We start from the raw sequence: 12,116 nt of genomic DNA on the forward strand, positions 1-12,116 counted from the left end.
TGTGGTAATGTTGTTACGTAAACGTTATTTAGCCGCAGAGGTTAGCCTCACAAGGAAGTGAATATGAGTGACAAGAAGATTGCCACGATTGCCGTGCGTACTGGCATCGATTCGGATACGCAATACAATGCGGTGGTCCCGCCATTGTATTTAACTTCAACATACAGCTTCTCCCAGTTGGGTGAGCTTCCTCAATATGATTATTCCCGTTCGGGGAATCCGACTCGTAACACCCTCGCTGATGCCTTGACGGAATTGGAAGGCGGTGCGGGTGGCGTGGTGACTAACTGTGGTACTGCCGCCATCAATTTGCTGGTATCGGCACTCCTAGGCCCGGATGATCTTCTCATCGCCCCTCACGACTGTTATGGCGGTACATACCGTTTGTTCAATACCCGGGCGGAGAAAGGAGACTTTAACGTTCGTTTTGTTGATCAGACCGACCCGGCCGCATTGGCTGACGCGCTGGCATGGAAGCCAACACTTATTTGGGTCGAGACACCATCTAACCCTCTGCTGCGGATTGTCGATGTGGCAGAGCTCTGCGACGCGGCAAAACAGGCTGGGGCTCTAGTTGCCGTTGATAATACGTTTTTAACCCCAATCCTACAGCAACCGATCGCCCTTGGTGCCGATTTTGTTGTTCACTCGACGACAAAATACATTAATGGTCATTCTGATGTCTTGGGTGGGGTATTGATCGCCCAAGATACAGAGCAAGCAGAGAAGATCGCCTGGTGGGCAAATTGTATTGGTGCTACTGGCGCACCATTTGATGCCTACCTGACCCTGCGAGGCTTACGTACTTTGGCGCCTCGAATGCGGCTTCATGAGGAAAACAGTGCTGCGATCCTCACTTATTTGCAACAGCAACCATTGGTGGGAATGATTTATCACCCCAGTCAGCCAGAGCATCTAGGCCATGCCATTGCGCTGAAGCAGCAGAGAGGATTTGGGGCAATGCTGAGCTTCGAAGTGGCGGGTAGCATGGCGCAGTTGGAAACAGTAGTTCGTGAGCTGAAATATTTTTCACTGGCGGAATCACTGGGAGGAACAGAGAGCTTGATCTGTCATCCTGCCAGCATGACGCATCGAGCCATGTCGGATGAAGCGCAAGCAGAAGCGGGGATTTCCCAATTACTTGTCCGTTTATCGGTTGGGTTAGAAGACCCCGCGGATTTGATTGCAGATTTGGAACAGGCCTTTCATAAAGCAGCGGTGGTAGACTCATGAGCACATTCGTTCCGCGTCAGCTACACAAGTTTGGAGGCAGCAGTTTGGCTGATCCTGACTGCTATCGTCGAGTGGTTGAGATCATACGAGAATATTCGGGGCCGAATGATTTGGTGGTGGTATCAGCGGCCGGTAAGACGACGAACCAGCTTATCGACTGGGTGACATTGCTCAATAGAGATGGTCGACAGGCGCACGAAACATTGCAATTGGTGCGGATTTTTCAGCAGCAACTGATTGAAGCTCTGCTGGAAGGGGATGTGGCGGATGCATTATTGACTCAGCTACATCTAGATTTGGCGGATATTTCCCGCCGAGGTGAGCAGCCACTCGCTGATGATGATATTGCATTGGTGTTGGGCCATGGTGAGTTGTGGTCCGCCCGTTTGTTAGCGGCATTGTTGACGCAACAGCGGCTGCCTGCGGTTAGCCTTGATTCGCGCGTGTTCTTGCGGGCAGAGCGCAGTGCACAGCCCGAGGTGGATCGTGTGCAGTCCAAGCCATTGCTGAACCAGCAGCTGGCTCAACATAGTCAGCACCGTATTGTGATCACGGGTTTTATGGCCGGTAGCAGCTGCGGTGATACGGTTTTGCTCGGACGTAATGGATCGGATTACTCGGCGACGGTGATTGGTGCACTGGTCGATGCTGAACGGGTGACTATCTGGAGTGATGTGGCTGGCGTATACAGTGCTGATCCGCGAAAAGTGGAAGATGCTTGTCTACTCCCCTTATTGCGGTTAGATGAAGCGAGCGAGTTGGCTCGATTGGCAGCCCCTGTCTTGCATAGTCGTACTCTGCAGCCCGTGGCGCAGAGTACGATCGATCTGACGTTGCGCTGTAGTCATCAGCCAGAATCGGGCTCCACCCGAGTGGAGCGAGTCTTGGCCTCAGGTCGAGGGGCCAAGATCATTACTTCATTAGAGGATGTCTGCTTGATTGCGCTTGATGTATCAGGTTCGCGTGATGTGGGTCCTGTAGTCATGGAGCTGGAGCGGATCCTGCAGCGAGCCCAGTTATTACCATTAGCGCAAAATATTGAAGTCGATAAAGGGCGGATCTTATTGGCCTATACCTCAGAGGTCGTCAACAGTGTCCTGGCCTTACTCCAAGACAGCGGCATCGTGGCTGAATTGCGCTTGAGAGATGGTTTCTCGTTGGTTGCCGCAGTAGGTGCGGGCGTCGTGAATAATGCGATTCATTGCTATGGCTTCTATCAACAATTAAAAGATCAGCCCGTTGAATTTGTGTCGGTATCGGAGTCTGGACTCAGTTTGGTGGCGGTGTTACGCCGGGCGGATACGGACCCATTGATCCAGCGTATTCACCAGAGCCTGTTTCAGGCCCAAAAGCGGATTGGCTTAGTGTTGTGCGGAAAGGGGAATATTGGTAGCCGTTGGTTAGAACTGTTTGCGGCTGAAAAATCTCCCCTTGAGAAGCGCCATGGGATGACGTTTACCCTTGTTGGTGTGGTGGATAGCCGCCGTTATTGGATGGACTTTGACGGTATTGATCCGTTGGGGGCGTTACAGAATTTTGATGATGAGGCCGTGGATTATTTGCCGGGCGAATGGTTGACCGAGTTAGCATCGCATACCTACGATGATGTCATTGTGTTGGATGTGACGGCCAGTAGTGAGCTCGCCGCCCGATATCCGCAGATCGCGGAGGCGGGGCTGCATTTGATCTCGGCGAATAAGGTTGCTGGGTCAGCATCGGGAGAGCAGTATCACTCGGTGATCGATGCGTTTGCTAAAAGCAGCCGCTTCTGGCTGCATAATGCGACGGTTGGCGCGGGTTTACCTGTTAATCACACCGTACGCGATTTGTCGGAAAGTGGTGATACGGTCATTGCTTTATCCGGGATATTCTCAGGCACCCTGTCATGGCTGTTTCAACAATATGATGGTTCGGTACCCTTTTCTCAGCTGGTGGAGCTCGCTTGGCAACAGGGGCTTACTGAGCCGGATCCGCGCCATGATCTGGATGGCAGTGATGTGATGCGAAAACTGGTGATTTTAGCCCGAGAATCGGGGCTTCAATTGGAGCCGGAGCAAGTGAAGGTTGAGACATTGGTACCTGACGAGCTTGTCGATCTTTCGTTGGATGGTTTCTTTGAACAGTCTGCCGTACTTGATGATCTCCTTTATGATCGGTTATGTAAGGCTCAGAAAGAAGGGAAGGTTTTGCGTTATGTGGCCCGTTTGGATCGGCATGGAAAAGCAGTGGTTGGCGTAGAGGCTCTTGCTCACGAGCATGCGTTGGCCAATTTGTTGCCGTGTGACAATATTTTTGCGATAGAAAGTCGTTGGTATCGAGATAACCCCTTGGTGATCCGTGGCCCGGGAGCAGGCCGCGATGTGACGGCTGGGGCATTGTTATCAGATACTAACCGCTTGGTTGCGATGTTATAACGACGTGAAAATACTGCAATGTGATGTTGAGAAATATTCATGATCATCCGGTTGACATTAAATTGGTTACAATACATCCTGTAGACATATAGACGTCTAAATGGATATTTCCGGCGTCATAATTGAGGGAGTGGCCAACCGGCCAGCACAGGAAGGAAGGGACTATGGGGTATTCACACGCGAGCCATCTGGATGCACTGAATCAAAATATTGCTGAGCTTGATGGCAATATCAATGTGTCATTTGAGTTTTTCCCACCCAGCAGCGCGCAGATGGAACAGACCCTGTGGAATTCCATTCACCGCCTGAAAACACTCAAACCTAACTTTGTTTCTGTGACCTATGGCGCAAACTCTGGCGAACGCGATCGAACCCATTCCATTATCAAAGATATTAAGGATCAAACCGGCTTGGCTGCGGCCCCGCATTTGACCTGTATTGATGCAACGCGTGATGAGTTGCGCACCATCGCGCGGGATTATTGGAATAACGGTATTCGTAATATTGTCGCGTTGCGGGGTGATCTGCCACCACAGGGTGGGAAACCGGATATGTATGCGACTGATTTAGTCGCGTTGCTTCGTGCTGAAGCGGATTTTGATATTTCCGTGGCCGCCTATCCGGAAGTGCACCCTGAAGCCAAGAGCGCTCAGGCGGATCTTATCAATCTCAAACGCAAAGTGGATGCAGGGGCATGCAGAGCCATTACCCAGTTTTTCTTTGATGTAGAGAGCTATTTGCGTTTTCGTGACCGTTGTGTGGCTGCTGGGATTGATGTCGAGATTGTCCCTGGGATCTTACCAGTATCTAATATGAAGCAGGCTAAGCGTTTTGCCGGTGCGAATAATGTCAAAATACCAGGCTGGTTGGAAAAGCAATATGAAGGGCTGGATGATGATTTGCTCAGTCGTCAGATGGTCGGGGCCAGCAATGCAATGGATATGGTCAGAATATTGAGCCGGGAAGGGGTAAAAGACTTTCACTTTTATACGTTAAACCGCGCTGAGCTCACTTACGCTATATGCCATACGCTTGGGGTCCGTGCGGTGCAGGACGTATGAGCTGATGAGTAAAAGGGCCGCAAAAAAGAAAAGCCGCTGATAGCGGCTTTTTTGCTTAGTAAGCGGTTATTACAGGGCAACAGGGCTGTTTGGGCCGTCAATGTCTTTCAGCTCGCTCAGTACTTCTTCAGCCCATAGAATCCAGGCTTGACGGTTGTGAACCGCACGACGTAGTGTCAGGCGATCAAGACGCGACTGGCGATCCATCGATTTGTAATTAGCGAAATGGACTTTTTCCATTTCGTTATAGTGGCTGATCAGAGTGTGGGACTCTTCAATCAGTGCTTCCAGTTGCTGCTGCATAGGTTCTGAATTGTAAACGCCGCAGACAACTAGTTTGGCTGAAAACTCATCACGGATGGTTGGATTACGTGCAGGTTCTTGGAACCATTCATACAGTGCTTGGCGACCAAGCTCTGTGATTGAGTAGACTTTGCGGTCAGGTTTGCCTTCTTGAGGTTCAAGCTGGCAAGTTACCTGATTGTTGCCCGCCATTTTATTCAGTTCACGGTATACTTGTTGGTGGCTAGCTTTCCAGAAGTAGCCAATGCTGTGGGAAAATTCTTTGGTGATATCGTAGCCTGTGGCGTCGCGGTTGCTCAGCACAGTTAAAATGACATGTGGTAGTGACATCTCTTCTATCCGTTAAAATACTACAAAAAAAGAAAATCAATCAGGTCGCCCATCTCGGTGCAACATTACCCTTCCGCTCTTTGGCGTTTTATAGTCACGTTGTTGCAGTACCTGATCGAGATCGCGTAGCATACACATCAAACGGTAATTTATCGACATCAGAGCGTAATATCACGAAAATCTGATGCAACCAATTATTCATCTTGTGATGCTGGTCTAGATATTGGGTATTTTTACTATGCTTTGTGCACTGCAAAGAGTTGGGATTCACCTGCTTTCACAGTGTGCACTTTTACACTAGTCTATATCGCTAATGGTTGACTGTCTCATTATTGAGTGTCGTTGATATTGATGATCCCATAAAGGCTATTCTAGATAGCCTTTATGGGGGTGAGGTACTGAGCTGATTTATCCGGTATTACGCATCCCCGTGGCTATACCCGCAATGGTGACCATTAAAGCTTCTTCCAGTAGTGGTGATTGGGCCTCTTGCTTACGGGTACGATATAACAACTCGGCCTGTAGCATATTTAATGGTTCGACATAGATATTACGCAGTCGAATAGACTCGGCGCCCCATGGATTTTGTTCCATCAGGTGAGCACTGTTTTCAACCGTTAATACCGCTTTGATATCCAATTGAAGCTGTTCGCGCAGTTGTTGCCCTAGTGGCCAGAGGGACGGTTCAGTTAAGCGCTGATCATAGTACTCAGCAATTCCCATGTTGGTCTTGGTAAAGACCATTTCTAGCATGCCGAGACGAGTTGAGAAGAAGGGCCATTCACGGCACATTTCTTCCAATTGAGCGGCATTGCCCTGGTCGATGGCAAATTGGATCGCTTCGCCTGCACCTAGCCAAGCCGGCAGTAACAGGCGGTTCTGACTCCAGGCGAAAATCCATGGAATAGCACGCAGGCTCTCAACACCACCATTTGGGTTACGTTTTGCCGGGCGTGATCCTAGCGGTAGTTTTCCTAACTCCATTTCTGGTGTCGCGGCACGGAAATAAGGGACAAATTCAGGATTACCACGGACAACATCGCGATAGGCATCGCAAGAGACGTCGGATAACACATTCATTAGCTCACGCCACTCTTGCTTTGGTGCGGGTGGTGGCAGTAAGTTGGCTTCCAAAATGGCGCTGGTATACAGGCTCAGGCTGTTTACCGCAACTTCCGGTAAGCCAAGTTTGAAGCGGATCATCTCCCCTTGTTCGGTGACTCGCAGGCCCCCTTTCAGGCTGCGCGGTGGTTGAGAGAGCAGTGCCGCGTGTGCCGGCGCCCCACCACGGCCAATCGACCCGCCACGGCCGTGGAATAAGGTGAGATCGACCCCAGTGTCTTCACAAACAGCTACCAATGCTTCCATGGCTCGGTATTGAGCCCAGCCTGCGGCCATGACTCCGGCATCTTTGGCTGAATCGGAGTAGCCGATCATCACCATTTGATAATTCTGGATGTATCCTCGATACCAGTCGATGCTCATGAGCTGCTTGATGACATCTTCAGCATTGTTGAGATCTTCTAAGGTTTCGAACAGTGGGCAGACATCCATCCGGAAGCGGCAGCCGGCTTCTTGTAACAGCAGGTGGACCGCCAATACATCAGAGGCGGTTCTGGCCATCGAAATCACATAGGCGCCGAGCGCTTCGCGTGGCTGCTCAGCAATGGCCTTGCAGGTATCTAGCACTTCCTGAACATCGTCTGACGGTGCCCAGTCACGAGGCAGTAGTGGGCGCTTGGAGGACAATTCACGGACAAGGAAGGCAATTTTGTCTTGCTCGCTCCATTGATCGTAGTCGCCAAGGCCCAAGTAGCGGGTAAGCTCTGAAATGACATTGGAGTGGCGGGTACTTTCCTGGCGAATATCCAGCCGTACCAGATGCACGCCGAAACACTTGATGCGGCGTAGCAGATCAAGTAACAGCCCATCGGCAATGATTCCCATGTCACACTCATGCAGCGACTGGTAGCACGCGTATAGAGGATCCCAGAGCTGATCAATATGATCAATGATGCCAAAGCTTGGTACATCCAGCCCCTTAATTTTGGCATCCAGTACATCACGGGTATTGGTCAGTTTTGTTCGGAGATCTTTAAGGATGGCGCGGTAAGGTTCATGCTCATCACCAGCCAGATCGCGGACCTGCTCATTGCAGCGTACCATGGATAGTTCACTGACTAGCTCTTTGATATCGTTGAGATAAAGATCAGCCGCTTTCCAGCGTGATAACAGGAGCACCTCACGGGTGACATTGGACGTTACAAACGGGTTGCCATCTCGGTCTCCGCCCATCCAGGATGAAAAGGTAACCGGTGCCGCATCAATAGGTAGCCCTTCACCGATATGGGCGGTCAGTTTCTCGTCAAACTGGCGAAGGAATTCAGGTACAGCTTGCCACAAGGAGTTTTCAACCACGGCAAAGCCCCATTTGGCCTCATCGAGTGGCGTTGGGCGTTGTTGACGAATAACATCAGAATGCCAAGCTTGGGCGATCAGTTGCTCCAGACGGCTTTCGACTTTCTGGCGCTCCCCAGCCGATAATTCACTGAGTTCCAGTTTTGATAAGCACTTATTGATTTGCACCAGTTTATGGATCATGGTGCGACGGGCAATCTCGGTGGGGTGAGCCGTTAAAACCAGCTCGATATTCAGATCGCGTACAGCTTGAATGGTGTCGAACTGGTTGATGTCATGGCTGGCCAGTTTGGCAAACAGCGTATCAATGGAGTTTGGGTTGCTAATATGCTCTTCGCAATGGCGAGAAACGGTATGGTACTGCTCGGCGATGTTCGTCAGGTTCATAAACTGGCTGAATGCACGAGCAACAGGAAGCAGTTGCTCATCGGGCAGGTTTTGCAGCTCTTCAATCAGCTTGGCACGGTCGTCTTTATTGCCGGCACGGGCTGATTTTGATAGTTTTCGAACGGTTTCCACTTTGCTTAATAGCGCTTCACCGTGTGCATCTTTAATCGTTGTGCCCAGCATATGGCCAAGCATACTGACATTGCTTCTCAGCGCGCTGTACTTTTCGTTCATATCGCATCCATCTCGTAAATTTATTACATCCAACTTTACCTTGTAAGGGAACAATCTAGCCGCGATCCCACTTTGAGGTCAACATTGATTGCATTTACAGGTAAGAAAACAACACTCAATTGATTTTTGTCATGATCTGAAATTCAGGTGGTAACGAATAATTGCTGTTGCGGTGAAATAAGCGACAAAACTCGTGTGCTTGGTGTGCATAATGCGCTTTATGTTGGAATTTTACGCTGAGGGAGAGAGTTATGCTGGCTAAAGGCGTGAATAACGCAGGGTCTCCCTATCTGGAGGGGGGGGAATAGGGCATGTTTTTTAATCAGCGGTTGACAGGTGATATATTTACAGGTAAATATTAATTCACTTGAAATGAATAAAAATATCATTGCGTAGTATCGATGCCTAATGGAATAAATGTTAAAGCTTCGCTGTGATTTGACTCTTGCTAGATAGGACGTTAGTAACATGAGCCAAGCAGTTCCCCATCATTTACATACCTTCCGACGACGCTAAGTATTATTGCTTGGTGCGTCTGAGCACCTTCCTTTTGCAGCGCTAGCTGCTCGCGATTATTCAAATAACCTAGATATAGACGGATCTAATATGTTGAACACTTTGATCATCGGTGCCAGCGGTTATACCGGTGCCGAGCTGGCTAAAATGGTGCATAGCCATCCTCAGCTCAACCTTGCTGGATTGTACGTTTCTGCAAATAGTCTGGATGCCAATAAGCCTATCAGCGATCTACATGGGCAACTCAAAGGTATTGTTGATTTGCCGTTACAACCCCTTACTTCTCCAGAGGCGATAGCCCAAACCGCTGATATTGTTGTGTTGGCAACGGCCCATGGAGTGAGCCATGACCTGGCCCCTACTTTTCTTGCTGCGGGCTGTCAGGTATTCGATTTATCCGGAGCATTCAGGGTTAAAGGGGATAGTTTCTACACCAGCTATTATGGCTTCGAACACCAGCATCCGCAGTGGCTTGATCAAGCCGTATATGGTTTGGCGGAATGGAATCATGATGCTATTACTAAAGCACAGCTGGTGGCTGTTCCTGGCTGTTACCCTACGGCCACCCAGTTAGCCTTGAAACCTCTGATTGAAGCGAACTTGTTGGATATAGATCAGCTACCCGTGGTTAATGCGGTGAGTGGTGTGTCAGGAGCCGGGCGTAAAGCGAGTATGACAAACAGTTTTTGTGAAGTCAGCTTGCACGCATACGGCATATTTACTCATCGCCATCAACCTGAAATTGCCACTCACCTTGGGCGAGACGTCATTTTCACGCCACATTTAGGCAATTTTAAGCGCGGTATTTTGGCGACGATTACCGCAAAGTTAGCGGATGACGTGACGTCAACAGAGGTGGCTTCCGCAATGGCTGCGGCGTACACCGCATCAGGTGAACAGCACGCGGTGAGACTGCTTGGTAAGCAGACAGCGCGCTTACAGAGTGTTGTTAATACCTGTTTCTGTGATATTGGCTGGCAGATACACAATGGGCACATCGTCTTAACATCTGCTATTGATAACTTACTAAAAGGTGCATCATCACAAGCGATGCAGTGCATAAATATTCGTAACGGTTTTCCGCAGTTAACCGCGTTGGTGTAGGAGCGTTGAGATGAATCAGATCCCATTAGTGATCAAGTTAGGCGGTGCGGTGCTGTCTTGTACAGAAACGTTGGAAAAATTGTTTGGCGCCATTCGTCAATACCAGCAACGCGCCCAGCGCCCCCTGCTCTTGGTACATGGAGGTGGGTATCTGGTTGATGAGCTGATGGCAAAACTACAGATGGAGACGATAAAGAAAGATGGTCTCAGAGTGACGCCTATCGAACAAATTCCTTATATCGCAGGTGCATTGGCGGGAACCGCGAATAAATTACTGCAAGGACAGGCGCAGAAAGCGGGTGTCTCCTCCATTGGTCTGTGTCTTGCTGATGGCGGGTTGTGCCTCGTGAGTCAGATGGATCCAGAGCTTGGTTCGGTCGGTAAAGCCATACCTGGTGATGGCTCGTTATTGCGTCAACTCATGGCGGCAGGCTGTTTACCTATTATCAGCTCGATAGGGCTAGATAGCCAAGGCGCAATGATGAACGTCAATGCTGACCAAGCTGCGGTTGCCGTGGCGGCTGCACTGGATGCAGAGTTAGTTTTACTGTCGGATGTCAGTGGGGTGCTTGACGGTAAAGGGCGGTTGATCCCGGCACTGACAGAAGTGGAAGCAGAAGCATTGATCCGTCAGGCGGTGATCACCGATGGCATGATAGTCAAAGTCAGAGCCGCTTTTGAAGCAGCAAAAGCGCTGGGCCGACCGATAGAAGTGGCAACCTGGCGCTACCCTGACAGACTGGCGGCACTGTTTGATGGCCAGAGTATTGGTACTCAGTTTTCTCTTTCGGCATAGCGACTTGCCGCAAGATTTTTAATACGGATAGATTGAATCGATAACACCTGAGCGGGATGACCGTCGAGCAGGTAAGCAGGAGAGCAAGATGAACAACGTAACTAAAGTGGTATTAGCCTATTCAGGCGGTCTAGACACCTCAGCGATCATTCCTTGGCTGAAAGAAAATTATGATTGCGAGGTGGTGGCGTTCGTTGCTGACGTGGGTCAGGGAGAAGCCGAATTAGTGGGCATTGAAGAGAAAGCGCTGGCTTCAGGTGCATCATCTTGTTATATCGCAGATCTTAAAGAAGAGATGGTGAAAGATTATATCTACCCAAGCTTAAAAACGGGGGCAATTTACGAAGGTAAATATCTGCTGGGTACATCAATGGCCCGCCCCATCATTGCTAAAGCCCAAGTTGAGTGTGCACTAAAAGTTGGGGCGGATGCTCTATGCCATGGCTGTACAGGGAAAGGGAATGATCAGGTCCGTTTTGAAAGTGCATATGCCGCATTAGCCCCACAGCTAGCCGTTGTTGCACCATGGCGTGAGTGGGATCTACGTAGCCGTGAAGCGCTGCTGGATTATCTGGCTGAACGTAATATCCCGTGTACGGCCTCGTTGGAGAAAATCTATTCTCGTGATGCGAATGCTTGGCATATTTCTACCGAAGGCGGGGTATTGGAAAATACCTGGAATCAGCCAAATGAGTTGTGCTGGGTATGGACTAAAGATCCCGAAGATGCACCTGAAAAACCAGAATTGGTTTCCGTCTTGGTTGAGCAGGGTGAGATTGTCGCCGTGGATGGCGAAGTGATGTCACCGCTGAATGCTTTGATGTATCTGAATGATAAAGGGGCGGAGCATGGGGTTGGTCGGATTGATATTGTAGAAAATCGCTTGGTTGGTATGAAATCCCGTGGCTGCTATGAAACGCCGGGAGGCACCATCATGAATGAAGCGTTGCGTGCTGTGGAGCAATTGGTACTGGATAAGGAATCGTTTGAATTTCGTGAAAGTATTGGCTTAAAAGCATCCCACCTGATTTATGACGGGCGTTGGTTTACGCCGTTGTGTAAATCTTTGCTGGCTGCGGCTGATGAACTCGCCAAAGATGTGAGCGGTGAGGTGGTGGTTAAACTGTATAAAGGTCAGGCCACCGTGGTGCAGAAGCGCTCGGTGAACAGCTTGTATTCAGAAGAGTTCGCCACCTTTGGTGAAGATGACGTGTACGATCACAGCCATGCGGGCGGTTTTATTCGTCTTTATTCTCTTGCTAGCCGCATCCGTGCACTGAACGAGCAGAAAAAATAATTCCGCTCGACAAAAATAAATAC

The 12,116-nt window shown here is 49.7% G+C and carries 8 protein-coding genes; 6 read left to right on the forward strand and 2 right to left on the reverse strand.

Annotated features, from left to right (window positions below; translation table 11 throughout):
• Positions 1-63 precede the first annotated feature (63 nt).
• From L4D12_RS07585 to metF, 3 genes are all read left to right on the forward strand, one after another.
• Positions 64-1,233 carry an O-succinylhomoserine (thiol)-lyase gene (locus tag L4D12_RS07585; RefSeq protein WP_428447218.1) on the forward strand — a complete coding sequence of 390 codons (1,170 nt, stop codon included), beginning with the start codon at positions 64-66 and terminating at the stop codon, positions 1,231-1,233.
• Positions 1,230-3,647, forward strand: coding sequence for a bifunctional aspartate kinase/homoserine dehydrogenase II (locus tag L4D12_RS07590; protein ID WP_428447219.1), 2,418 nt, complete (start codon positions 1,230-1,232; stop codon positions 3,645-3,647). The genes L4D12_RS07585 and L4D12_RS07590 overlap by 4 nt, the downstream gene beginning before the upstream one ends.
• Before the next feature lie 164 nt (positions 3,648-3,811).
• A complete protein-coding gene (gene metF / locus L4D12_RS07595) occupies positions 3,812-4,708 on the forward strand; it encodes a methylenetetrahydrofolate reductase (RefSeq protein ID WP_428447220.1) in 897 nt (298 codons plus the stop codon).
• Between the two features lie 69 nt (positions 4,709-4,777).
• Here metF and L4D12_RS07600 read toward each other — a convergent pair whose 3' ends face one another.
• Positions 4,778-5,341, reverse strand: a complete 564-nt coding sequence (locus L4D12_RS07600; RefSeq protein ID WP_428447221.1) for a PadR family transcriptional regulator — start codon at positions 5,339-5,341, stop codon at positions 4,778-4,780.
• Positions 5,342-5,749: 408 nt separating this feature from the next.
• Positions 5,750-8,380, reverse strand: a complete 2,631-nt coding sequence (ppc, locus tag L4D12_RS07605; RefSeq protein WP_428447222.1) for a phosphoenolpyruvate carboxylase — start codon at positions 8,378-8,380, stop codon at positions 5,750-5,752.
• Between the two features lie 606 nt (positions 8,381-8,986).
• Here ppc and argC point away from each other — a divergent pair.
• The 3 genes from argC to L4D12_RS07620 all read left to right on the forward strand — a co-directional run bounded on the left by argC (position 8,987) and on the right by L4D12_RS07620 (position 12,093).
• Positions 8,987-10,000, forward strand: a complete 1,014-nt coding sequence (gene argC / locus L4D12_RS07610; protein WP_428447223.1) for an N-acetyl-gamma-glutamyl-phosphate reductase — start codon at positions 8,987-8,989, stop codon at positions 9,998-10,000.
• Between the two features lie 10 nt (positions 10,001-10,010).
• Positions 10,011-10,796, forward strand: a complete 786-nt coding sequence (gene argB, locus L4D12_RS07615; RefSeq protein ID WP_428447224.1) for an acetylglutamate kinase — start codon at positions 10,011-10,013, stop codon at positions 10,794-10,796.
• A gap of 88 nt (positions 10,797-10,884) precedes the next feature.
• Complete coding sequence (locus tag L4D12_RS07620; RefSeq protein WP_428447225.1) at positions 10,885-12,093, forward strand: argininosuccinate synthase; 1,209 nt, start codon at positions 10,885-10,887, stop codon at positions 12,091-12,093.
• Positions 12,094-12,116: the final 23 nt, after the last annotated feature.

This window comes from Photobacterium nomapromontoriensis (genome assembly GCF_050336815.1).
Taxonomy (GTDB): Bacteria; Pseudomonadota; Gammaproteobacteria; order Enterobacterales; family Vibrionaceae; genus Photobacterium; species Photobacterium nomapromontoriensis.

What these genes read in the sequence shown, in the direction of transcription:
- L4D12_RS07585 (WP_428447218.1), top strand. Translation starts at nt 64, where the DNA reads ATGAGTGACAAGAAGATTGCCACGATTGCCGTGCGTACTGGCATCGAT.
- L4D12_RS07590 (WP_428447219.1), top strand. Translation starts at nt 1,230, where the DNA reads ATGAGCACATTCGTTCCGCGTCAGCTACACAAGTTTGGAGGCAGCAGT.
- metF (WP_428447220.1), top strand. Translation starts at nt 3,812, where the DNA reads ATGGGGTATTCACACGCGAGCCATCTGGATGCACTGAATCAAAATATT.
- L4D12_RS07600 (WP_428447221.1), bottom strand. Translation starts at nt 5,341, where the DNA reads ATGTCACTACCACATGTCATTTTAACTGTGCTGAGCAACCGCGACGCC.
- ppc (WP_428447222.1), bottom strand. Translation starts at nt 8,380, where the DNA reads ATGAACGAAAAGTACAGCGCGCTGAGAAGCAATGTCAGTATGCTTGGC.
- argC (WP_428447223.1), top strand. Translation starts at nt 8,987, where the DNA reads ATGTTGAACACTTTGATCATCGGTGCCAGCGGTTATACCGGTGCCGAG.
- argB (WP_428447224.1), top strand. Translation starts at nt 10,011, where the DNA reads ATGAATCAGATCCCATTAGTGATCAAGTTAGGCGGTGCGGTGCTGTCT.
- L4D12_RS07620 (WP_428447225.1), top strand. Translation starts at nt 10,885, where the DNA reads ATGAACAACGTAACTAAAGTGGTATTAGCCTATTCAGGCGGTCTAGAC.